Source organism: Caenibius sp. WL, from assembly GCF_019803445.1.
Lineage (GTDB): Bacteria > Pseudomonadota > Alphaproteobacteria > Sphingomonadales > Sphingomonadaceae > Caenibius.
In genome coordinates, this window is the sequence record NZ_CP081844.1 from 409,561 (window position 1) to 432,120 (window position 22,560).

The window sequence follows — 22,560 nt, forward strand, 5'->3', positions numbered from 1 at the left end:
ATCCGGTGCATTGGAGCATCGGGGCCTCGGGCGCCCGGCTGCAAGCCAGATGCCATAAACGCCGCGCACTGCGCTGGCAATCGCGGGCGCACTGCGCACCGCCGAAAGCGATACGGGGCAGCCTGCCATCGGCGGGCCACCCCGTGCCGGTTCCATGCCGAAGGCGTGGTTAACGAACCCGCCCGCGCTGGATCAGATTGACGATCGCAAGCAGCACGACAGCGCCGACAATCGCGATCAGCAAACCAGTCAACGAAAAGGATTGCACGGTGCCTTGTATGCCCAGCAACGGGCCGGCCAGTGCATTGCCGATAACAGAGCCGACACACCCGACGATGATGTTCCAGACAATGCCCATCGAGCCGTCCCGGTTCATCAGCAGACTTGCAAGCCAGCCAGCGACACCACCAACAATAAGCGCAATAATCCAACCCATTTTCAGATCCTCCAGCTGTTCTTGTTTGGTGACGATGCGTTTACGCCTGAGCGATCCTTTCGTTCCGCGTGCGAAGATACATTTCAATATGCGTGATAATTGATCGTCTGGCGCCCGATGTAAACACCAAACAAAAAAGGGCCGGAATGCCCGGCCCTTTCATACGCTACCCTATCCGCGGATCAGTATTTCAACTGCCGTTCGTAAAGGTCGCGATAATGTTGGATGCGCGTGACACGCAGCCCCTGCATCCCGGAACGATCGATCGCCCGTTGCCACGAGGCGAATTCTTCCAAGGTCAGGTCATACCGTTCCAGCACTTCGTCAATGGTCAACAATCCACCGTTCACGGCTGCCACCACTTCCGCTTTGCGCCGCACGACCCAACGGCGCGTGTTTGGCGGCGGAAGCGATGCCAGCGTCAAGGGCTCGCCGAGCGGACCGATGACCTGCGCCGGGCGGATTTTCTGATTCTCAATCATTCTCTATCCTCTGCTCGCAGATCCTAGCAATGCCCCCTTGGACCAGACCATGGCGTTCCCGGTTTGCCATTCGCTAAAACAATAAGGTTAACATCCCGTTCACTTTTTCCGTTGCGGTTCCCACCCCGCCAGACGGCAGCAATCGGGCCTTTGCCGTGCGGGCCCGGGGCGTGTATGGGCCCCGCATGACCCCAGTCCGCGATCTTGCCCTGGATTTCGATCCGGCCAGCCTGTTCGATCTGCCGCGCCCCGCGCCGCAATGCCGCATCGTGGTGGCCATGTCCGGCGGGGTGGACAGTTCGGTGGTGGCCGCGCTCGCCGCGGCGAGCGGGGCCGAAGTGATTGGTATCACGCTGCAACTCTATGATTATGGCGCGGCCACCGGGCGCAAGGGCGCCTGCTGCGCGGGCGACGATATCCGCGATGCCCGGTCCGTCGCCGACCGGCTGGGCATCGGCCATTACGTGTTCGATCACGAATCGTCCTTCCGGGAAGACGTGGTGGAACGTTTTGCCGACGATTATCTCGCCGGGCGTACGCCGATTCCCTGCATCCGCTGCAACATGGGGCCGAAATTCACCGATCTGCTGGCCATGGCGCGCGATCTCGGCGCCGATTGCCTGGCGACGGGGCACTACGTCCGCCGCGTCCTCGGCCCCGCCGGGCCGGAATTGCACCGCGCGCTCGATCCCGCGCGCGATCAGAGCTATTTCCTCTACGGTACGACCGAGGCCCAGCTCGATTTCCTGCGCTTCCCGCTGGGCGGCCTGCCCAAGCCGCAGGTGCGCGCCATTGCCGAAAGCGCGGGCCTGCGCGTGGCGGCCAAGCCCGACAGCCAGGATATCTGCTTCGTCCCCGATGGCGATTATACCAAGATCGTCCGCAGCATCCGCCCCGAAGGCGCGCGCGCCGGGGCCATCGTCCATGCCGAAACGGGGGCGGTGCTGGGCCAGCATGCGGGCGTCATCCATTATACCGTGGGGCAGCGGCGCGGGCTTGAAATCGGCGGGCAGGCCGAACCGCTCTATGTCGTCGCGCTCGACGCGGATCGGGCTGAAGTGCTGGTCGGCCCCCGGCGGATGCTGGCGGTCGGCGCGGCGCGGGTGATCGAAACCAACCGCATCGGCCCCATGCCCGCAACCGCTGACGCACCGCTGCTGGCGAAAGTGCGTTCGCTGGCCAAGCCGGTTCCGGTCACGCTGGAAGGCCCGCTGGGCGATGACGCGGCGGTGACGATCCGCTTCGCCGAACCCGAATACGGCGTTGCGCCGGGACAGGCGGCCGTGCTCTACTTGGGCGACCGGGTGATCGGCGGCGGCTGGATCGACGGGACCGAACCCGCCTGACCGCGCCGGGCCCGGGAGCCCGGCAGGCGATCAGTCTTCCCACTTTTCCAGCACGCAGCCCCAATCCTTGCGGTGTTCGGCCGTGGCGCTGGCCAGCAGCGGCACCCGCGCGGTGACAGTGCGCGCTTCGGGGTTTTCGCTCAGGAAAACGAAGCCCATGCCGTCTTCCATATCGCCTTTGCAGCTCCCCAGATCGCGCCCGTCGATATAGCGGCAGGAGCACCCGATTCGGGCGCCATAGGCCGCACCTGCCTGCGAATAGCCGAACAGCGGCTCGCGATAGGCATAGAACAGCCCCCCCGCCACCAGAGCGAGGAGAAGCGCCACATGCAGCCAGCGCCGCGGAAGGAAGCCCCAGTTCCTGCGTGCGGATTTCCTCGGCGCGGCTGAATTCCTGCCGGACGGTTTCTTTGCGGTTGCCATCATTCCCTGCTTGGGCAAGTGAAGCGCAGCCATGCCGCGCCGCCTCCCCCTTATCGCCTCGTTCGCCCTGCTGCCAGCCCTGGCGAGTTGCGGCAGCGACGGCGCGCCTCAAGCTCCCGAACCGCCCAGCGCGGCAGCGATGGCGGCGGTGGTGAAAGACCCCGGCGCCCCGCGCGAACAGCTCGCCCGCGCGGTCGATACCTTGTTCACCGACGAGGGAATCGGCGAAACCCGCGCGCTGCTGGTCTATTATCGCGGGGAGATCGTGGCCGAACGCTACGCCGAAGGGTACGGGCCCAAGACCATGTTCCTCGGCTGGTCGCTGTCCAAGACGGTGACGGCGGTGGCCATCGGCATTCTCGTAGCCGAAGGCAAGCTGCGGCTCGACGAATCGGCCCCGGTGGCGCACTGGCAGCGCCCCGGCGATGCGCGCGGGGATATCACGCTGCGGCAACTGCTGCAGATGCGCTCCGGCCTGCGTCACACCGAAAGCGCCGATCCGCCCTATCGCGCGGACACGGTGCGCGTGCTGTTCATGGACGGGCGGGACGACATGGCCGCCGAAGCCGAAGCGCAACCGCTGGAAGCCGAACCGGGCCGCAAATTCGAATATTCGACCAACAGCAGCATCATTCTGTCGGATATCATCGCCCGCGTGCTGACTCCGCGCCGGGATGCCGAAAGCCGCCAGGCGGCGGTGCGCCGGTTCATGCACGACCGTCTCTATGGCCCGGTCGGCCTGTCGTCGATGACCGCCGAATACGACGCGGCCGGCACGATGATCGGCGGCGCGATGATCCACGCCACCGCGCGCGACTGGGGCAGGTTCGGCGAATTCCTCCGCCATAGCGGCTCGGTCAAAGGCGCACAGGTGGTCCCGCGCGGCTGGATCGCTTTCATGCGCCGCCCTTCCCCCCGCGCGCCCGATTATGGCGCGGGGCTGTGGCTCAATCGCAATTCCGGGGGCGAACGGCGCGTGCTGTTCCCCGGGCAGGGATCGGCAAACCTGTTCGGCATGGCGGGGCACCACGGCCAGTATGTGCTGGTTTCCCCCGAACAGAAGCTGACCATCGTCCGCTTCGGTCGCACCAGCGATGCCGACACGCGCAAGCTGATGGACGATCTTTCGCGCATCGCCGCGATCTATCCGGCGGATTAGCCCTGCGCGAGGCGGGCCGAGAGCCTCAATCCCGCGCCGGGCGCAGGACGTTCACCGCCGCCAGCCCCTTGTCGACATGGCCCACCGGATCGGGGTGGATGAAGATTTCGACATCGGGAAACGCCGCTTTCAGCGCGGTTTCGATTTCGTCCATCACCTTGTGCGCCTGCTTGACAGTGAGATTCCCGTCCAGCCAGACATGGAATTGCGCGAATTCCTGATCGCCCGATGTGCGCGTGCGCAGATCATGCACCCCGCGCAGTTCCGGCGGGCGCGGTATCGCATCGATGAACGCGCGCCGCCGTTCCTCGGGCCATTCCCGGTCCATCAACTGGTCGATCGCCGCGTGCGAGGCTTTCCACGCCCCCCAGCCCAACCACAGCGCGATGAGGAACCCGAACAGCGGATCGACCCCCGCGATCCCGGCGAACTGATCCAGCGCCAGCGCGGCGATCACCGCCAGATTGAGCAAGAGATCGGACTGATAATGCACATGGTCGGTGGCGATCGCCAGGCTGCCAGTGCGGCGCAGGACATGGCGCTGCCAGCCGAGCAATGCCACGGTTGCCGCCATCGCCACCAGCGAAACTCCGATCCCTTCGGACGCGGCTGCGGTCCGCGCGCCGGCCATGAACTGTTCCACCGCGCGCAGGGCCAGCGTCAGCGCCGAGATCGCGATCAACACCACCTGAAACATGGCCGCCAGCGCTTCCGCCTTGCCATGGCCGAAGCGATGCCCGCGGTCGACCGGCTGCGCGGCGACCCACACCCCCACCAGCGTGGCCACGCTGGCGATGAGGTCGAGCGCGGTATCGGCCAGGCTGCCGAGCATCGCGGTGGAACCGGTCGACCACGCCGCCCATCCCTTGAGCGCGACGAGAAACACCGCCACCGATATGCTGGCGAACGCGGCACTGCGGTTGAGAGCGGCCCGATCCATTGTCAGCTCACGGATAGAGCAGCGTGCTGGCCCACCCGGCCCCATCGCGGGTGAAGCGCCGCCGTTCGTGCAACCGGTGATCGCGATCCTGCCAGAATTCGATGTGTTCAGGCGTCAGGCGGAACCCTTTCCAGTGCGGCGGGCGGATCACGGCCTGCCCCGCGAACCGCGCCTGTGCCGCCTCGAACCGGGCAACGAACGTGGCCCGCGAATCCAGCGGCGCGGATTGATCGGAAGCCACCGCCCCCAATTGCGAATCGCGGTGCCGGCTGGCGAAGTAGGCATCGACCTGTTCCGGGCTGACTTCGTGCAGCGGCCCTTCGATGCGGATCTGGCGGCGCAGGCTCTTCCAGTGGAACAGCAGCGCCGCATGGGGATTGGCGGCGATTTCCTGCCCCTTGCGGCTCAGCGCGTTGGTGTAGAACACGAACCCATCGGGCCCATGGCCCTTGAGCAGCACCATGCGCACCGAGGGGAGCCCGCCCGGGGTCGCCGTGGCCAGTGCCATGGCGTTCGAATCGTTGGGCTCACTTTGCCGCGCATCCTCGAACCATGCCGCAAAAAGGGCGAAGGGATCGCCATGGGGGATCGCATCCTGTTCAGCTTGCATCGTTCAATCCTGTCAGAAACGGCACGGGCCAAGGGGGGTGACACAGGTGACACAGTCCGGCGGCACGTTTTCCGCCGCCCGCACGGCTGGCGGGGCGGTTCCGGCGGGGCATTCGGCCAGGGCGCAAGAAACCATCATGAACAATGCCCTACGCTCCCGGACCGGAGGAGGAAAGCCTGTGCTTGCACAGGGGGAAGGAGCCACCTAGCTATTGGCCATGGCAGACCCTTATTCCACCCTTGGTGTTCCACGCGGCGCGAGCGAGAAGGAGATCAAATCCGCTTATCGCAAGCTGGCCAAGGAACTCCATCCCGACCGCAACAAGGACAATCCGAAAGCGGCGGAACGCTTTTCGGACGTCACCCGCGCTTATGATCTGCTGTCCGACAAGGACAAGCGGGCCCAGTTCGACCGTGGCGAAATCGACGCTGACGGCAATCCGGCGATGCCATTCGGCGGAGGCGGCTTCGGCGGGGGGCCCGGCGGGGGCATGGGCGGCGGATTTCGCGGCTTCGGCGGCGGCGACGGGATCGATCTCGACGATATCCTCGGCGGCATGTTTGGCGGCCGGGGCGGCGCACGGGGCGCTGGCGGCTTCAACCCGCGCAATCGCCCGCCGCCGCGCGGCGCCAATGTGCAATACCGCCTGAAAGTGCCGTTCGTCGATGCCGCCACGCGGCAGGATCAGCGAATCACGCTGGGCGACGGGAAGACCATCGATCTGAAATTGCCCGCCGGGGTCGAGGACGGCACGCAGATGCGAATCAAGGGCAAAGGCGAACCCGGCCCCGGCGGACCCGGCGATGCCACGGTGGTGATCGAGATTGCCCCGCACGCCTTCTTCCGCCGCGATGGCGACGATGTCCGGCTCGATCTGCCGATCACGCTGGATGAGGCGGTCAACGGCGGCAAAGTGAAAGTGCCCACCGTCGAACGGCCGGTGATGCTGACGATCGCCCCGGGCAGCAGTTCGGGCAAAGTGCTGCGGCTCAAAGGCAAGGGCTTCACCCGCGCCGACGGCACGCGCGGCGATCAGCTGGTGACGCTGGAAATCGATCTGCCCCAGGGTGACGAAGATCTCGCCCGGCGGCTGGACGGCTGGCACGATACGCGCAATCCGCGGGCCCGCCTGGGCGTGTGATGGCGCAGGACGGCCCGGCCAGCGATGCCCCGGTGGAGCGGACGCCGCCGCCGGGGCCCGCCGTGCCCGACCATTCGCCCGAGGCCCGGCGCCGCGCCGCTATCCTTTCACCCGGAACCTTCGCCAACGAATCGCGCCGCTTCATCGGCGTGCGCGGCTACCGCGTGGTCCAACGCGTCTTTTCCGGCCTCTGGTCGGATGGTTTCATCCATGCCGGCAATCTGGCCTACATGGGCATGTTCGCGATTTTCCCGTTCCTGATTCTCGGCGCGGCCTCGCTCTCGCTGTTCGGCGTTACGGACGTGGACGGGGCATCGGTCACCTCGATGCTCGAAGGCTTGCCGGGCAAGGCCCGCGAAGCGATCATCCCGGTGGCGGAAAGCGCCATCGCGGCCCGGTCGGGCTGGATGCTCTGGGTGGGCGGGCTGATCGGGCTGTGGTCGACTTCCGGCCTTGTCGAAACGATCCGCGACATGCTGCGCCGCGCCTATGGCACCCGCCCCACGCTGAGCTTCTGGCGCTATCGCCTGCTCTCGTTCGGCGTCACTCTGCTGGCGGTCCTGCTGCTGATCGCCTCGCTGCTGGCGCAACTGCTGATCGGCGCGGTGGGCGAATTCATCAGCGCCTTCGCTCCGCAGCTCGAAGGCTTCCTCGGCCATCTTTCGCTGTCGCGGATCGTGCCTGCCCTGCTGTTTTATTGCGCGGTGTTGCTGCTTTTCATCACTCTCACGCCCGCCGCCTATCGCTCGCGCCGCTATCCGAAATGGCCGGGGGCTGCGGCTGTCACGCTCTGGACGCTCGGGGTTTCGGCCGCGCTGCCGCCCCTGTTGCGCACAGTCTTCAGTTACGATCTGACATACGGAAGCCTTGCCGGCGCGATGATCACACTTTTCTTTTTCTGGCTTGTGGGGCTAGGGATGGAAGCAGGCGTGGAACTCAATGCCGCGCTCGCGCGGACACCTGAGGAGGAGGTAGCAGACGCATGACCGGTTTGATGGCAGGAAAACGCGGCCTGATCATGGGCTTGGCGAACGACAAGTCGCTCGCCTGGGGGATTGCCCAGCAATTGCACGCCCAGGGCGCGGAACTGGCCTTTTCCTATCAGGGGGAAGCCCTTGCCAAGCGGGTCAAGCCGCTTGCCGAAAGCCTCGGCAGCGATTTCCTGATCGATTGCGACGTATCCAGCATGGATGCGCTGGATGCCGCGTTCGATCAGATCAAGACGCGCTGGGACACGCTCGATTTCGTCGTCCACGCCATCGGCTTCTCGGACAAGAACGAACTGCGCGGGAAATATGTCGACACCAGTCTCGACAACTTCCTGATGACGATGAACATTTCCGCCTACTCGCTCGTCGCGGTGACGCAGCGCGCGGCCGCGATGATGCCCAACGGCGGTTCGATCCTGACGCTGACATACTATGGCGCGGAAAAGGTCGTCCCGCATTACAACGTCATGGGCGTGGCCAAGGCGGCCCTGGAAACCAGCGTCAAATACCTCGCCAACGATCTCGGGCCTGCGAATATCCGCGTCAACGCGATTTCCGCCGGGCCGATCAAGACGCTCGCCGCCAGCGGGATCGGCGATTTCCGCTATATCCTCAAGTGGAACGAGTTGAACTCACCCCTGCGCCGCAACGTCACGATCGAGGATGTCGGCGGGGCCGGGCTCTACATGCTGTCCGATCTCAGTTCGGGCGTTACGGGCGAAGTGCATCACGTCGATGCGGGCTATCACCTTGTCGGCATGAAGCAGGAGGACGCGCCGGATATCTCGCTGGTCTGAACCGGCGCCCGCGCGGGGGCGGAGGCTTCCCCCGCCCCTTTGTTCATGATACGTTCTTTCCTGATGATTCGATTGGGAGAACGGCCATGACACGAACCGGCGGTTGCCGTTGCGGCGCGATCCGCTACGCGGTGGAAGGCGATGCGGCGCACCATGCGGTGTGTCATTGCAGCGATTGCCGCGCTTCATCCGGCGCGCCGATGGTCGCCTGGTATGCGGTGCAGGAAGATCAGCTTCGCCTGCTGTCGGGGGAACCCGCGCTTTACGAAGGGACACCCGGGGCACAGCGCCAGTTCTGCCCGCGCTGCGGCACCGGCCTGTTCTATCGCAACGCGGCGATGCTGCCCGGAATTGTCGATATCCAGTCCGCCACGTTCGACGATCCCGCCGCCAGCCCGCCCGATGCGCAGATCCAGTGCGCCGAACGCCTGCCCTGGGTGGCGGACATGGCCGAAATGCCGCAGTTCGCACGCTATCCGGGAATGTGACGCCGAAACCTCGCTCTATTGAGCGAGCCTTGCCTGCTTTCACGCTTTCGTCGTTCCCGCGCAGGCGGTAACCCAGTCTTGCATGTGCATCTCGACAAAAGATCGATGCATCCCCAACGCTCAGGCCGGGAGGGCCGGATCGCCTAACCCGCCTTGCGCAGGCCGCCCGCTTCCACCGCGCTTTTATCGGCGGGCTGATCGGGCCAGATGCCGCGCGTATCGTACACTGCCTTGGCTTCGCGTTCGGCCAGCGGGACCGATTTGAACACGTCGTGATCGACCAGCACGATCAGCACATCGCACTCTTCCAGCGCGGTATCGATATCGATCAGCTGCGCACCGGTATCGGTGAATTCGATCGGCAGTTCCGCCGCATAAGGTTCCACCACGTGAATCCGGCTGCCATAGCGGCGGGCCAGCGTGGCGGCGGCGAAGCGCGCCGGGCTTTCGCGGAAATCGTCGATATTCGCTTTGAAGGCGAGGCCCAGACAGGCGACTTTCGCCTGCGGATGGCTTTCGATCAGCGCGGTCGCCCGTGCGATCACGTGATGCATCTTGGCATCGTTCACCCCGCGCGCGGTGCGGATCAGCGGCGTTTCCTCCGGCGCGCCATGAACGATGAACCACGGGTCCACCGCGATGCAGTGCCCGCCGACACCCGGCCCCGGTTGCAGGATATTGACGCGCGGATGGCGGTTGGCGAGGCGGATCACTTCCCACACGTCCAGCCCCATCGCATCGGCGACGATCGACAGTTCGTTGGCAAAAGCGATGTTGACATCGCGATAGGCGTTTTCGACCAGCTTGGTCATTTCCGCGCTGCGCGCATCGGTGGTGACGCACGTACCCCGCACGAAACGCTTGTAAAACGCCAGGGCCTTGCGCGCGCAACGCGGGGTGATCCCGCCGATGGATCGGTCGTTGTTGGTCAGTTCTTCCAGGATGCGCCCCGGCAGCACCCGTTCCGGGCAATAGGCGATGGCGACATCAGGGGTCCCCTCGCACAGGCCCGGCAGGCGGAGATCGGGCCGCTGCTGCGCGATCAGATCGCGCAGGCGCTCGGTCGTGCCCACGGGCGAGGTCGATTCGAGAATCACCGTATCGCCCGCTTTCAGCACGCCTGCCACATCGGCGGCGGCGGAAAGGACATAGGATACATCGGGCGTATGGCGCCCATCCTTGGCGAACGGGGTCGGCACCGCGATCACGAAGACATCCGCCGGGGCGATCCGCGTGGCGGCGCGCAGCAGCCCGCGCTGGACCACGCCGTGCACCAGCCCGTCGAGATCGACTTCCTCGATATGGATTGCGCCGCGATTGATCGTTTCGACGACCCGTTCGGACACGTCGAGGCCAAGGACGTTCATCCCCGCGCGGGCGATCACCGCCGCAGTGGGCAGGCCGATATAGCCAAGGCCGACGACACACACTTCAGGCAGTTCGCTACCGCGCATAATGATTCCCGCTGATTGCAGCCCCCGCCATGGCATGAAATGGTAAAAAATTAGCGGCAACCGGGCCGATGTCAGCCTGCGGCGAGCAAGTCCACTATGCGCTGGGCGCTTGTCCCATCGCCGAACGGATTGTGCGCCCGCGCCATCGCGGCATAAGCATCCGCATCATCGAGCAGGCGGCAGGTTTCAGCGACGATCCGCGCCGCATCGGTGCCGACCAGCCGCGCGGTGCCCGCCGCGATACCTTCGGGCCGTTCGGTCGTTTCGCGCATCACCAGCACCGGCTTGCCCAGCGCGGGCGCTTCTTCCTGCACCCCGCCGCTATCGGTCAGCATCAGCGTGGCGATATCGAGCAGGCGGGCGAAATGCGGATAATCCAGCGGTTCGATCAGCGCGACATTGTCCAGCCCCGCCAGTTCGGCCTGCATCACCTGCCGCACATGCGGGTTGAGATGGACGGGGAAGATCAACGCCACATCATCGCGCGCGGCGATCCGGCGGATGGCGCCGGCAATCGCCTGCATTCCTTCGCCGAAATTCTCCCGCCGGTGGCTGGTGACGCCGATAATCCGCCTGCCCGCAAACCGCGTTTCCCATTGGGCCAGCCCGCCCGCGATTTCGGGCCGTTCGCGGATGCGCGCCGTCACCCAGTGCAGGGCATCGATCACGGTGTTGCCGGTGACATGGATCGTCGCCGGATCGACATTTTCGCCCCGCAGCGCATCCGCCGCCGTATCCGTGGGCGCGCAGTGCAGATGGGCCATGGTGCCGATAATCTTGCGGTTCGCCTCTTCCGGCCAGGGATGGTAGATATGCCCGGAGCGCAGCCCCGCTTCGACATGCGCCACCCGAATCTTGCGGTAATAGGCCGCCAGCGCGCCGCACATCGCCGTGGCGGTATCGCCCTGCACCACCACCCAATCGGGCCGTTCGGCATCGAGCACCTGCCCGATCCCTGTCAGCAGGCGCGCCGTCAGCGCGTCGAGGCTCTGATCGGGCTGCATCACATCGAGATCGTGATCGGGCGCCACGCCCGCGATCTGCAGCACCTGATCGAGCATCCCGCGATGCTGCCCGGTGACGCAGACCCGGCTGACGAAGCGCGCATCGCCCTCCAGCGTATGAACGAGCGGGAACAGCTTGATCGCTTCGGGCCGGGTGCCGAAAACGGTGAGGATTTTGCGTGCCATGCGCCCCCCTTAACCGCGAATGGTTAAGGGGGCATTGGCAAGGCTTGCCCGCTTATTCGGCAGGGTCGCCGTGCCCCTGATGCTGGGTCGCGGCCTCCTGCGCGGCCTTGCGTTCGGCGTATTCCTTTTCCGCCTGTTCGACGCGGGCCTGTTCTTCCGCCGCATCGGCATCGACAGTGGACAGCCGTTCCTCACGCGCTTTGGCGATCAGTTCGCCGAAGCGGTCCGCGCCGCTTTCCTTCTTTTCCCCGCGTGCGGCGGCCAGCAGGCGCTGGGTACAGCCCAGTTCCCCGCCCATGCCCACCGGCGAACAGGAATTGATGCCGGTGGCGCCGACGGTTTCATAAGCCAGCACCCGTTCGGTCCAGGCTTTGTTGGCCGGGTCGCTGCTCGTCCGCAGATCCTCGGGGATGCGGAAACGCTCGCTCTCCGCCTTGCGGGCGCAGACGGTGATTTCGTTCGCGGTCGATTGCGGGCACTGATCATCGCCATAGATGATGAGCTGGTTGACGCGATAATCCTTGTCCTGCGCGGCGGCCGGCGCCGTCCAGGCGAGCAGAGTGGTTGCAGCGAAACTTGCGGCAATCAGGCGTTTCATCATCTCAAGCTCCATGGCGGAAAGCCGCCTCTACAATCGGGCAACAGGGCCGATGCCTGCTGAACGGGTCATGACCCGCCCGGTCTGGACCTTCATGCCCGGTTTTACCATGCTCTTAATCAAATGCCCAAGCGTCAGAATCTTTCCGACAGGCGGATCGCCACGCGGCATCCGAGGCGAATCGCCCCGGCCAGCAGAGGGTAAGCGGGCGCTTCTTCCGCCCCCGCCGCCAGCGCGGCATCGCGATGTTCGCGTTCGTCCGCGCGGAATTCCTCCACCATCGTGGCCAGTTCTGCATCCGCGTCCGTGGCGGCCAGCGCATCGAGCTGCGCCGAATAATGGCGATCGATTTCCTCCTCCACCGCCGCGGTGCAGGCCATCGCCGCCTTGGGCCCGATCAGTGCGGTCGCCGCGCCCAGCGCGAAACCCGCGACCGACCAGAACGGCTGCAGCGCGGTCGGCCGCACGCCGCGCCGCGCCATCAGTGCGTTGAATTTGGCCAGGTGATCGTCTTCCTGGCGGGCCATTCCGGCGATTTCACCGGCATGCGGGCCGTTGCTGCCCAGCACCGCCAGTTGCCCGGCATAGATCCGGGTCGCGCCATATTCCCCCGCCTGATCGACGCGGATCATCCGGGCGATATCGGGTTCGTTCGCACCCATCATGCCAGTCCCCTCTTCGGTGCGCGCAGCAGGCCCCCGATCGCCGCGGCGCCGGCCAGCGAAATCAGGAAATTCCAGCCCGCCAGCGAAATGCCCAGCAAGGACCATTGCGCTTCATCGCAGCGCACCAGCGGCGCATTGAGCACGGCCGCCAGCGGATCGCCGCCTGCGCCGCCCGCCGCCGCATTGCCGCACGCGGTCAGCCCTTCCCACCAGCCATATTCGACCCCGGCGTGGAAACCGCCGATCAGGCCGGACACCAGCACGGCCAGCGCGGCCAACGCGATCCACAGCTTGCGCGGCGGCGCAATGAAACCGATCAGCGCCAGCCCGATGGCCACGAAATGGGGATAGCGCTGCCACCAGCACATTTCGCACGGGTAGAGGCCGAAACCGAATTCCCCGATATAGGCCCCTGCCAGCAGGGCGGCGGGGACGGCCAGCGCGAGCAGATTGGCCCGCTGCAATGCGCCCTTGCCCGCCATCGCTTACTTCCGCTTGGCCACCGGGGCCGGCGCGGCGGCCGCCCCCCGGCGCAGAGTCTGCAACGCGTAGTGGAGCTGATAGTCCTCGATCCCCTTGGCTTTCAATTCTTCCGGGGTTTCCGAGAAACGCGGATCGGTGCCCTTGTCGAATTCGAGCTGCTTGTCATCGAGATCGACTTCGTTGACCAGATGGCCGCGCAGATCGGATTCGCGATAGCGCAATTTGGCCCGCTTCGCCCGGTCGGGATCGGAAAGCTGCGGCACGGTGATATCGGGTTCGATCCCGCCTTCCTGCACCGAACGGCCCGACGGCGTGAAGTACCGCGCGGTGGTGAGCTTGAGCGCGCTGTCGCGCGTCAGCGGCAGCAGGGTCTGCACACTGCCCTTGCCGAAGCTGCGTTCGCCCATGACCAGCGCGCGGTGATGATCCTGCAGCGCCCCGGCAACGATTTCCGATGCCGACGCGGAACCGGCGTCAATCAGCACCACCAGCGGCACGCCCTTGGCGACATCGCCAGGATAGACCTTTTCCGCGTCGTAATAGATGTTTTCGCGCTTGATCCGCCCACGCTGCGACACGATCTGGCCGCTGTCGAGGAACAGATCGGACAGCGCCACCGCCTCGTCGAGCGAACCGCCCGGATTGGAGCGCAGGTCGAGCACCAGCCCGCCCAGCGCGCCGCCCGCCTGGCGGCGCAGAGTCTGCACCGCGCTTTTCACATCGGCGCCGACATCGCGCGAAAATTCGTTGACGGCGATGACCCCGATCTTGCCCGCTTCCAGCTTGGACGTGACCGGTTCCAGTTCGATCACGCCGCGCGTCACCGTCACATCGAACGGTTCATCGCGGCCGGGGCGGAAAATCGTCAGCCGGATCGTAGTGCCCGCCGGGCCGCGCATCTTGCTGACCGCTTCATCGAGGCTCTGGCCGAAAATCAGCTTGCCATCGAGATGGGTGATGAAATCGCCCGCTTTGACCCCGGCCTTTTCCGCCGGGCTGCCACGGAACGGCGAAATCACTTTCACCGCCTGATCGTCCATCGTCACCGACAGGCCGAGGCCCTGATAATTGCCCCCGATCATGGTTTCGAGCCGCTGGAGATCGCCCCCGTCGAGATAGGCGGAATGAGGATCGAGCGAGGCCAGCATCCCGTCGATCGCGCCGCGCACCAGCTTCTCGTCATCGACAGTGTCGACGTAGTTCGCCTTGATGCGCTGATAGACCGCGTAGAGCTTGCCAAACTGCGGCGCGGCGCGGCCATCCACCTGCGCCATCCCCGCAGTGGTGACGGGCAGCAGGGCAACGGCGGTAACCAGCGCGGCGGAGCGCATCAGGGGAACGAGTTTCATGGTCATGCTCTCTATCGTGCTGGCAACATGAATGCCAGATGAGGAATACATGCTCCACCCTCTGTCAGAGCACGCTGTCTAGCCGACGAATTCCATCGGATTGACCGGCACGCCCTGCCGCCGCAGTTCCAGCGTCACCGTGGGCCGCGTGGGCCCGGCGATACCCAGCGGAGAACCGTTCACCAACCGGTCGCCCACCGCCACGTTGACCCGCGCCAGCCCGGTAATCAGGCTGATCCAGCCCCCGCCGTGTTCGATGATGACGATCTGGCCATAGCCGCGATAAGACCCGGCGAATGTCACCCGGCCCGCGGCGGGCGCCACGACCTGCGCCCCTCCGCGCGGGGCGAAAGTCGCCCCTTCGCTGCGCGTGCCGCCCGGCAGGATCGCCCCGAAACCGGCGATCATCCGCCCCGCCACCGGCAATTGATAGCGCGCGCGCGGGCGCGCCGTAGCCGCCGTGCCTTCGGGCGATGCGGGCGTGGCGACCGGTTGCGCATCCGCCGGGCGCGCGGGGCGCAGGACGGGGCCAGGCAAGGCGGCCAGTTGCTGGCGCAGCGCCGCCGCCTTGTCGAGCGTGCCGATCAGCGAATCGAGATCGCGCGCCTGTTCGGCCAGCGCCAACGCCCGCTCCGCCTCGCGCGCGGCGGTGCCGTGGGCCTGGCGCGATTCGATCCGCTGGCGCGATTCGAGCGCGGCCAGCGCTTCGCGCCGGTGCAACAGGTCCTTTTCCCCCGCGCGCAATTGCCCGAGCACCTGCCGGGCTTCGTTTTCGAGCGCCCTGCCCCTGGCGATTTCCGCCCGCAACGCCTGCGTGCGCTGTTCCACCTGCGGCAGAGTGCTGGCCAGAATCGCCCGTAAATAGACCGCTTCGCGCATGGAACCGGGCCGCAGGAGCGACAATTCCAGCGGACGACGGGAAAACTTCTGCAACGCGGCGGTCAGTTCAACCACGGGCTTCTGCTTGCGCGCGAGATGCTGGCGCAGGATCGCCCGCTGCCCGCCGATCAGCGCCAGCCGCGCCTGGGCCGCGGCGATATCGGCTTCGGCCTGCTGGATGCGGGCGGCCAGCGCGGCGGTCTGGCTGGCGGTCCGGGCGGCGGCCTGGGTGGCGCGCGCGGCATCGTTTTCCAGCTTTTCGGCCCGCTGCTGCGCCGCTTTGCGGTCCGCCAGCGCCCGGACCAGCGCGGCCCGCGTTTCCCCCGGATCGTCATAAGCGGCATCGCGCTGCGCCGCCGCCCCGCTCGCCAGCGTGAGCAGCAAAAGGGCAGCGAAGGGCCGGAGGCGAAAAACAGGCGGCATCGGGCTATCCCGCCCGGTGATAGGGGTGCCCGGCCAGAATCGCCGTGGCGCGGAACAGTTGTTCCATCAGCATCGCGCGGGCGAGCAGATGCGGCCAGGTCGCCTTGCCGAACGCGAACAGCAGATCGGCCTCAGCCCGCGCGGCATCGCCATGGCCATCGTGCGTGCCGAGCACGAAGCGCGTTTCGCGCACGCCTTCGTCACGCCAGCGGCCCAGCAGATGGGCGAACTCTTCGGATGACAGTTGCTTGCCCCGCTCATCCAGCAGCACGGTGCGGCATGGGGTGATCGGCGGGGGGATGTTGCCCCCTGTTTCGGGCAGTTCGGTCAGCTTGCACGGCCAAGCTATCCGCTTTTCATAGCGGGCCACCAACTCGGCCTCGGGCGAGCGGCCGATCTTTCCCCGGGCAATCACATGCAAGCGCATAAGGGTTGTTATCGATCACAGCCGCAATGCGCAATTCGATAGCGGCCCCAGGGCACCGCCAGCCGCACATCGCATCCGCTTCGGGCGCCGCCAATCGCTGTTGGCGGCGCGCAAATCAGAGGGGCCGGAACAGGATCTTTCAGGCCTGCCCCACGGCGGAAGCCGCCGCATCGCCGAAGCCCCACATTCTTTCCAGATTGTAGAAGCTGCGCACTTCGGGCCGGAACAGGTGCACCACCACATCGCCCGAATCGATCAACACCCAGTCGGCCGCGGGCAGCCCTTCGATGCGCGGGGTGCCGAAACCGCCCTGTTTCAGGCGCTCGGCAAGTTTCTGGGCAATCGCGGCGACTTGCCGGGTCGAACGGCCCGACGCGATCACCATGTAATCGGCCATGCTCGATTTGCCCTGCAGGGGGATGGTCACGACCTCTTGCGCCTGATCCTCGTCAAGCGAGGTCAGGACGAGGTCGAGCATCGACCCAGGTTCCGGTTCAATGCCGGAGAGCGCCATAGCGTCTCCGGTGGTGGTCCCGGCCGAAGCCGGTGTGGTCTGCGCGTGGTTCATCGCAGGTATTTGCGCTCCTTGCGGCGGGGCCGGCAGACATGAAGGGAGCCCGGCGTTTCATGCCGGGCCCGACTTCCCGCTGCCATGATGGGTAAGGCGGTTATGAATGAGGCCATGATGAATCAGGCGATGCGTCACTTGATCCCTGGGCTGCGCCCCCGCCATGCGGGAGGCCCATTCGGGATCGGCGTGGCGAAGTTCAGTCGCCGAACGCGGATCAGGATCGAAACGCAATTCAATCAGCGCCGGTGCGCTCCATCTACCCCGGTTACGAAAACTGGCGGCATCGATACGGTATCGCCGCAGCCAGGCCATTGCGGGGCTCGCAATCGCGGCTGCATCATAACCCGGCCGGGCAATCACCGCAATCGGCATGATTTTCGCAATCGTGCGCCAGTCTTTCCAACGGTGGAACTGGGCCAGATTGTCCGCGCCCATCAGCCAGACGAAGCGCCGCTTGGGCCAGCGGCGGCGCAAGGCACGCAGCGTGTCCACAGTATAGACCGATGGCCAAATGCGTTCGATCGCGGTGACGCGGATCGGCGCGCGGCGGGCCATGAAACGGGCCGAGCGGACCCGCGCAGCGAGCGGCGCCATACCCTGCGCGGGTTTCAACGGATTGCCGGGGGAAACCAGCCACCACGCTTCATCCAGCCCCAGCGCTTCCATCGCGAACAGAGTGATCCGCCGATGGCCACCGTGAGCCGGATTGAAACTGCCGCCGAGCAGGCCGGTCCGCGGCCCCTTGCGCGGGGCAGGGGTGCGGCAGGCAGGAGCCATGCCCCCTTTCAGGGCCGGGTCTGCCCGTTGCCGCGCACCTGCCACTTGTAAGTGGTCAACCCTTCGAGCGCGACCGGGCCGCGCGCATGGATGCGCCCCGTGGCAATGCCGATTTCGGCGCCGAGGCCGAATTCGCCGCCATCGGCGAACTGGCTGGAAACGTTGACCATGACGATTGCCGAATCGACTTCGGCCAGGAACCGTTCGGCCACTTCCGGATCACCGGCGATAATCGCATCGGTATGGCCCGAACTGTGGCGCGCGATATGCTCCAACGCCGCATCGAGCCCATCGACAATGGCGACCGACAGCACGGCATCGAGATATTCCGTGTCCCAGTCGTCCGCCGTCGCGGGAAGAATCCGCGAATCGAGCGCTTGCGCCCGCGCATCGCCGCGCAATTCGCACCCCGCGTCGATCAGATCGCCGACCAGATCCTGCGCCGCAGGGAAAGCGGCATCCAGCAGCAGCGTTTCCATCGCCCCGCAAATGCCGGTGCGGCGCATCTTGGCATTGAGCGCGACAGTGCGCGCCATCGCAACGTCCGCCGAAGGATGGATGTAGGTGTGGCAGATGCCATCGAGGTGGGCCAGCACGGGCACCCGTGCATCGGCCTGCACGCGGGCGACCAGGCTCTTGCCCCCACGGGGTATGATCATGTCGATCAGGCCGGTGGCCTGAAGCATCGCGCCCACGGCCGCGCGGTCCTGCGTCGGCATCAGCTGCACGGCATCGGCGGGCACCCCGCCCGCCATCAGCCCCTTGATGAGCGCGGCCAGCAGCGCGCGGTTCGAATGGATCGCCTCGCTCCCCCCGCGCAGCAGCGTCGCATTGCCTGCGCGCACGCAGAGCACGGCGGCATCCACCGTGACGTTGGGGCGGCTTTCGTAGATGATCCCGATCAGCCCGATCGGCACCCGCACGCGGGAAAGCTGCAGGCCGTTGGGGCGTTCGGCGCGATCGATCACATCGCCCACCGGATCGGGCAGGTCCGCCACCGCATCCACCGCGTCGGCAATGCCCGCCAGCCGCGCGGAATCCAGCCGCAGGCGATCCAGCAGGGCGGATGTCAGGCCCCGCGCCGCGCCCGCTTCCATGTCGCGCGCGTTGGCCGCGAGAATGTCCGGCTCCGCATCGCGCAACGCCTGCGCCGCCAGATGCAACGCCCGCGCCTTGGCCGGATCGTCCATACGGGCCAGAACGCGCTGCGCCGCACGGCCTGCATGGGCAAGGCGTTCGATCAACAGGTCGGGCGTTTCGGTCAGCACGGTTTCAGCTTCGGCGATAGCGAGATTATCAACAGTCATAGCAGAGGCACCTAGCATTCCGGCATGGGTATGTCAGCGGCGAATCGCCAGCCAATCCATGCAATTTTATGTCTTCAAGTAATTCGGCGCGATGATTTAAAAACTTCCGGGAACGATTCATCGCAGTCCTCGTTCGACTCAGCCAGTTTCATCACGATCCGCTTTTTGCTTGCTGTTGAACACGTGCTAACGGGCCGCCTCTCGCAGGAATACCGCAAGGGATCGTCTTGGCTAACCACATTTCCGGCGGACTGGGCACGCGGCTTGCTGCCTGGTTTCCTGACCGCGAGTTCTTCGTGCGCTCGAAAGGTCAGGTTCGCTTCATAACCGTTTCTTCGCGGGTGCAGATCGCCGCAGCCGCGCTCGTGCTCGCGGCTGTCCTGCTGTGGATCGGCGTGATGGCGGCGGTGACGAGCGGCCACTTCCTCTCCCGTGCGGAGCAGAACGCGCTCAACCGGCGCGAAGCCCAGGTAAGCCAGGCCGAAGACAGCGTTTCCCATTATCGCAACGAGCTCAAAGCCGCGGCCGAAAGCCTCAGGCGGCGGCAGGATTTCCTCGAAGAAATGGTGGAAAGTCTGCCCGCCGACGCCAAGCTCGAAAGCGAAGCGCTGCATGGCACGGCCGAAGCGGCGGCCGCGGAAGACAAGACCCTGGCCAAGATCAGCGCCATCCTGCCCGAAGCGGCGGCCCTCGCCCGGATCGAAGCTCGCCAGCTCGCTTTTGCCGAACGGCTGACCCGCCTGGCCAACCGGCGCGCGGACAGCGCGGCGGCGGGGATTCGCAAGCTGGGACTCAACCCGCGCCAGATGACCGACGATGTGGAAGAAGCACGCGGCGGCCCGCTGGAAATGCTGTCGACGGAAAACAACGGCTCGCTCCATCCGCGCTTCGAACAACTGGGTCTGGCGCTGGCCCGGATGGACGCGCTGGAACGCGGGCTGGCCGGCATCCCGCAAGTCCTGCCCGCCAGCCTCAGCATGATTTCCTCGGGCTTCGGCTATCGCCGCGATCCGTTCAACGCGCACCCCGCGATGCATTCCGGCCTCGATTTCCGTGGCCCGACCGGATCGCCGATCTATGCCACCGCGCCGGGCAAAATCACCTTCCGCGGCGTGCAGAACGGCTATGGCAACACAGTTGAAATTAGCCATGGCAATGGGCTCGTAACGCGCTATGCGCATATGTCCGCATTTCGCGCCCGGCTGGGACAGGAAGTCGATGCCGGGGACATCATTGGCGCCATCGGCAGCACGGGCCGCTCCACCGGCCCGCATCTTCATTTCGAAGTGCTGATCAATGGCCGCGCGGTCAATCCGCGTCCTTTTCTGGAGGCTGCCCCTCATGTTCTCAAGGAAGTCCGAAATCGAACCGCAGCAGAGCGTAGCCCGCCCCGTGCAGCACGATAACCATCCCGGCGGTTCGTCGCTGATCGGCAGCGATGTCACGATCAAGGGCGACGTGGTGGCTACGGCCGATCTGCGCGTCGATGGCCGGATCGAAGGCGATATTTCCTGCGCCAGCCTGGTGCAGGGCGAAAGCAGCGCCATCGTCGGCACGATCACCACGGAAACCGCCCGCCTTGCCGGGGCGATCAGCGGCTCGATCAGCGCCCGCGAACTGACCGTGCTGCGCACCGCGCGGATCGAAGGCGATGTCCAGTACGATGCGCTGACGATTGAACAGGGCGCGCAGGTCGAAGGCCGCTTCTCTCACCGCGCACCGGCCAGGCCGGCCACGGAAGCCGCTTCGCCCCCCAAGACGCCGGGTGACGACGAACCGCGCCTGACGCTCGCCAGCTAATCGCCTGCCAGATTGCCGCCGCGCGCCGGGGCCCGCGTGGCCCCGCGCAGCGGTGGGCCGGGATCAGCCCTGCGCCCCCAGCACTTCGGCCACCAGCGCCTTGCGATCCAGTTTCCCGATCGCCGTCTTCGGCAGAGATGGCCGGATAACCACCGATTCGATCCGCTCATGCTTGCCGATATGCGGGGTGAGCCATTGCAGCAGTTCGTCCCCCGTCACCGGCGGGGCGCCATCTTCCAGCGTGACATAAGCACGCGGCCTTTCCCCGTGATAGGCATCGGGCACGCCGATCACGAGCGCTTCCTTCACCGCCGGATGATCCAGCAGATGCTTTTCGAGCACGCTGGGGAAGACTTTGAAGCCGCCGACATTGATCATGTCCTTCAGCCGATCGACAATGCGCAGGAAGCCGTCAGGCTCGATCACGGCGATATCGCCGGTGCGCAGCCAGCGCTCCCCGTCACGCTCGACGAAAGCCGTCGCGGCGGCATCCGGGCGGTTCCAGTAACCCTGCATCACCTGCGGCCCGGCCACGGCCAGTTCGCCCGGTTCGCCTGGCGGGGGATCGCGCAGGGGATCGTCCTTGTCGAGCAGCCGCACCCGGGTCTGCGGCAGGGGCTGGCCGATCGTGCCCGCACGATTTTCGCCCTGCAACGGATTGGTCGCCACCACGCCGCTGCTTTCGGTCAGCCCGTATCCTTCGATCACTTTGACCCCGGTGCGCTCCTCGAAGCTGCGCTTGAGCGGCAAGGGCAAAGGCGCGCCGCCCGATATCGTTTCGCGCAGCGACGCGAAATCCTCCCGCCGCAGCGCGGGATGCTCCAGCAGCGCCTGATACATCGTCGGCACCGCGAACAGCGATGTCGGCCGCGCCCGGCGGCTGGTGGCCAGCACCTGCTTCACATCGAACCGCGGCAGCATCGCGATACAGCCGCCGTTGGCGACCGTGCGGTTGAGCACGCAGGTGTTGGCGAAGACATGGAACAGCGGCAGCACGCCCAACACCATGTCCCGCCGTCCCTGATCGGGGTCGATCGCTTTGACCTGCCGGGCATTTGCGGTGAGATTCTGGTGCGTCAGCATCGCCCCCTTGGGGGTGCCGGTGGTGCCGCCGGTGTATTGCAGCAGGGCCAGATCGCGTTCGGGATCAATCGCCACCGGCTCCGGCGCCCCGGGGGACAAGAAACCATCCCACGCGGTGACATCGGCCCGTGCGGGAACCGGGGTGAGCTGCTTGCGGCCCAGCAGGCGCAGCGCCCAGTTCTTGGGGAACGGCAGCATATCAGCCAGCCGGGTGACGATCAGCCGTTCGAGCGGCGAATTGTCGAGCACATCCAATGCCGTGGGCAGCAGCGCCGCCGAATCCACCGTGACCAGCAAACGGGTGCCGGAATTGACGACTTGCGCCTCCAGTTCCTCGGCCGAATAGAGCGGGGAAAAATTGACCAGCGTCGTCCCCGCCAGCATGGCCCCGTAATAGGCCGAAACATAATGCGGGACATTGGGCAGATAGAGCCCAATCCGGTCCCCCCGGCCGAAACCGGCCTGCTGCAATCCGGCCGCGAAGCGTTGCGCGGCCTGCCATATCGCGCGGTAGGAATAGGTCCGGCCGAGAAAATCGACCAGCGGCGCATCGGGGGTTCTGTCCACCGCCTGCCGCAGGAGATCGGGCACCCCCAGCGGCGGAAGATCAATGTCCCACACCCCGTAATGGGCGAAATGCTCTCCGGCCAGAACAGGCCGGCCATCCCTGTTTTCTGCGCTAGTCACAGGTGCAGATTGGGGCGTTGCGCGATGCTCGGCAAGCCCCAATCGGCATTATCCGC

The 22,560-nt window shown here is 66.0% G+C and carries 25 protein-coding genes; 8 read left to right on the forward strand and 17 right to left on the reverse strand.

What is annotated here, in order from left to right; all coding sequences use genetic code 11:
• Positions 1 to 169: 169 nt before the first annotated feature.
• Positions 170 to 436, reverse strand: coding sequence for a GlsB/YeaQ/YmgE family stress response membrane protein (locus tag K5X80_RS02005; RefSeq protein ID WP_222559192.1), 267 nt, complete (start codon positions 434 to 436; stop codon positions 170 to 172).
• A gap of 182 nt (positions 437 to 618) precedes the next feature.
• A complete protein-coding gene (gene sciP / locus K5X80_RS02010; protein WP_222559193.1) occupies positions 619 to 918 on the reverse strand; it encodes a CtrA inhibitor SciP in 300 nt (99 codons plus the stop codon).
• Positions 919 to 1,103: 185 nt separating this feature from the next.
• Between sciP and mnmA the strand changes: the two genes are divergently transcribed.
• Complete coding sequence (gene mnmA, locus K5X80_RS02015) at positions 1,104 to 2,264, forward strand: tRNA 2-thiouridine(34) synthase MnmA (RefSeq protein ID WP_222559194.1); 1,161 nt, start codon at positions 1,104 to 1,106, stop codon at positions 2,262 to 2,264.
• Positions 2,265 to 2,294: 30 nt separating this feature from the next.
• Here the strand turns inward: mnmA and K5X80_RS02020 are convergent, their stop codons facing one another.
• Positions 2,295 to 2,591, reverse strand: a complete 297-nt coding sequence (locus K5X80_RS02020) for a hypothetical protein (RefSeq protein ID WP_222559195.1) — start codon at positions 2,589 to 2,591, stop codon at positions 2,295 to 2,297.
• A 127-nt stretch (positions 2,592 to 2,718) separates the two neighbouring features.
• Between K5X80_RS02020 and K5X80_RS02025 the strand changes: the two genes are divergently transcribed.
• Positions 2,719 to 3,846, forward strand: coding sequence for a serine hydrolase domain-containing protein (locus K5X80_RS02025; RefSeq protein ID WP_222559196.1), 1,128 nt, complete (start codon positions 2,719 to 2,721; stop codon positions 3,844 to 3,846).
• A 25-nt stretch (positions 3,847 to 3,871) separates the two neighbouring features.
• Here K5X80_RS02025 and K5X80_RS02030 read toward each other — a convergent pair whose 3' ends face one another.
• Positions 3,872 to 4,786 (reverse strand): cation diffusion facilitator family transporter, encoded by a 915-nt coding sequence (locus K5X80_RS02030; protein ID WP_222559197.1) that lies wholly within the window; start codon positions 4,784 to 4,786, stop codon positions 3,872 to 3,874.
• A gap of 7 nt (positions 4,787 to 4,793) precedes the next feature.
• Positions 4,794 to 5,396, reverse strand: a complete 603-nt coding sequence (pdxH, locus tag K5X80_RS02035) for a pyridoxamine 5'-phosphate oxidase (RefSeq protein WP_222559198.1) — start codon at positions 5,394 to 5,396, stop codon at positions 4,794 to 4,796.
• Positions 5,397 to 5,613: 217 nt separating this feature from the next.
• Between pdxH and K5X80_RS02040 the strand changes: the two genes are divergently transcribed.
• From K5X80_RS02040 to K5X80_RS02055, 4 genes are all read left to right on the forward strand, one after another.
• Positions 5,614 to 6,537, forward strand: a complete 924-nt coding sequence (locus tag K5X80_RS02040; RefSeq protein ID WP_222559199.1) for a DnaJ C-terminal domain-containing protein — start codon at positions 5,614 to 5,616, stop codon at positions 6,535 to 6,537.
• Positions 6,537 to 7,523, forward strand: a complete 987-nt coding sequence (locus K5X80_RS02045) for a YihY/virulence factor BrkB family protein (RefSeq protein ID WP_222559200.1) — start codon at positions 6,537 to 6,539, stop codon at positions 7,521 to 7,523. Before K5X80_RS02040 ends, K5X80_RS02045 begins: the two co-directional genes overlap by 1 nt.
• The gene (gene fabI / locus K5X80_RS02050) at positions 7,520 to 8,323 is read left to right on the forward strand and encodes an enoyl-ACP reductase FabI (protein ID WP_222559201.1); all 804 of its coding nucleotides are present in this window, start codon (positions 7,520 to 7,522) and stop codon (positions 8,321 to 8,323) included. The genes K5X80_RS02045 and fabI overlap by 4 nt, the downstream gene beginning before the upstream one ends.
• Positions 8,324 to 8,409: 86 nt before the next feature.
• On the forward strand, positions 8,410 to 8,811 hold the full coding sequence (locus K5X80_RS02055) for a GFA family protein (protein WP_222559202.1): 402 nt from the start codon (positions 8,410 to 8,412) through the stop codon (positions 8,809 to 8,811).
• A gap of 143 nt (positions 8,812 to 8,954) precedes the next feature.
• Here K5X80_RS02055 and wecC read toward each other — a convergent pair whose 3' ends face one another.
• The 11 genes from wecC to K5X80_RS02110 all read right to left on the reverse strand — a co-directional run bounded on the left by wecC (position 8,955) and on the right by K5X80_RS02110 (position 18,934).
• Complete coding sequence (gene wecC / locus K5X80_RS02060; protein ID WP_222559203.1) at positions 8,955 to 10,265, reverse strand: UDP-N-acetyl-D-mannosamine dehydrogenase; 1,311 nt, start codon at positions 10,263 to 10,265, stop codon at positions 8,955 to 8,957.
• A gap of 71 nt (positions 10,266 to 10,336) precedes the next feature.
• Positions 10,337 to 11,455 carry a non-hydrolyzing UDP-N-acetylglucosamine 2-epimerase gene (wecB, locus tag K5X80_RS02065; RefSeq protein WP_222559204.1) on the reverse strand — a complete coding sequence of 373 codons (1,119 nt, stop codon included), beginning with the start codon at positions 11,453 to 11,455 and terminating at the stop codon, positions 10,337 to 10,339.
• A gap of 52 nt (positions 11,456 to 11,507) precedes the next feature.
• Positions 11,508 to 12,056 (reverse strand): hypothetical protein, encoded by a 549-nt coding sequence (locus tag K5X80_RS02070; protein WP_222559205.1) that lies wholly within the window; start codon positions 12,054 to 12,056, stop codon positions 11,508 to 11,510.
• 131 nt (positions 12,057 to 12,187) lie between these two features.
• Positions 12,188 to 12,715, reverse strand: a complete 528-nt coding sequence (locus K5X80_RS02075; protein WP_283249260.1) for a demethoxyubiquinone hydroxylase family protein — start codon at positions 12,713 to 12,715, stop codon at positions 12,188 to 12,190.
• Complete coding sequence (locus K5X80_RS02080; RefSeq protein WP_222559207.1) at positions 12,715 to 13,200, reverse strand: disulfide bond formation protein B; 486 nt, start codon at positions 13,198 to 13,200, stop codon at positions 12,715 to 12,717. Before K5X80_RS02080 ends, K5X80_RS02075 begins: the two co-directional genes overlap by 1 nt.
• Positions 13,201 to 13,203: 3 nt before the next feature.
• Positions 13,204 to 14,550 carry a S41 family peptidase gene (locus tag K5X80_RS02085; protein ID WP_222559208.1) on the reverse strand — a complete coding sequence of 449 codons (1,347 nt, stop codon included), beginning with the start codon at positions 14,548 to 14,550 and terminating at the stop codon, positions 13,204 to 13,206.
• Between the two features lie 78 nt (positions 14,551 to 14,628).
• Positions 14,629 to 15,852: a murein hydrolase activator EnvC family protein gene (locus tag K5X80_RS02090; protein WP_222559209.1), complete on the reverse strand. Its 1,224-nt coding sequence runs from the start codon at positions 15,850 to 15,852 to the stop codon at positions 14,629 to 14,631.
• Between the two features lie 4 nt (positions 15,853 to 15,856).
• Positions 15,857 to 16,279, reverse strand: a complete 423-nt coding sequence (locus K5X80_RS02095) for a 23S rRNA (pseudouridine(1915)-N(3))-methyltransferase RlmH (protein WP_222559210.1) — start codon at positions 16,277 to 16,279, stop codon at positions 15,857 to 15,859.
• Positions 16,280 to 16,418: 139 nt separating this feature from the next.
• Positions 16,419 to 16,847: a ribosome silencing factor gene (rsfS, locus tag K5X80_RS02100; RefSeq protein ID WP_222559211.1), complete on the reverse strand. Its 429-nt coding sequence runs from the start codon at positions 16,845 to 16,847 to the stop codon at positions 16,419 to 16,421.
• 57 nt (positions 16,848 to 16,904) lie between these two features.
• Positions 16,905 to 17,627, reverse strand: a complete 723-nt coding sequence (locus K5X80_RS02105; protein ID WP_222559212.1) for a nicotinate-nucleotide adenylyltransferase — start codon at positions 17,625 to 17,627, stop codon at positions 16,905 to 16,907.
• An 8-nt stretch (positions 17,628 to 17,635) separates the two neighbouring features.
• Positions 17,636 to 18,934, reverse strand: a complete 1,299-nt coding sequence (locus K5X80_RS02110; protein ID WP_222559213.1) for a glutamate-5-semialdehyde dehydrogenase — start codon at positions 18,932 to 18,934, stop codon at positions 17,636 to 17,638.
• 227 nt (positions 18,935 to 19,161) lie between these two features.
• Between K5X80_RS02110 and K5X80_RS02115 the strand changes: the two genes are divergently transcribed.
• Both K5X80_RS02115 and K5X80_RS02120 read left to right on the forward strand, forming a co-directional pair.
• Positions 19,162 to 20,340 carry a peptidoglycan DD-metalloendopeptidase family protein gene (locus K5X80_RS02115; protein WP_261390595.1) on the forward strand — a complete coding sequence of 393 codons (1,179 nt, stop codon included), beginning with the start codon at positions 19,162 to 19,164 and terminating at the stop codon, positions 20,338 to 20,340.
• Positions 20,327 to 20,734 carry a bactofilin family protein gene (locus K5X80_RS02120; protein WP_222559214.1) on the forward strand — a complete coding sequence of 136 codons (408 nt, stop codon included), beginning with the start codon at positions 20,327 to 20,329 and terminating at the stop codon, positions 20,732 to 20,734. Before K5X80_RS02115 ends, K5X80_RS02120 begins: the two co-directional genes overlap by 14 nt.
• 63 nt (positions 20,735 to 20,797) lie before the next feature.
• Here K5X80_RS02120 and K5X80_RS02125 read toward each other — a convergent pair whose 3' ends face one another.
• Positions 20,798 to 22,504, reverse strand: coding sequence for a long-chain-fatty-acid--CoA ligase (locus tag K5X80_RS02125; RefSeq protein ID WP_222559215.1), 1,707 nt, complete (start codon positions 22,502 to 22,504; stop codon positions 20,798 to 20,800).
• Positions 22,505 to 22,560: the final 56 nt, after the last annotated feature.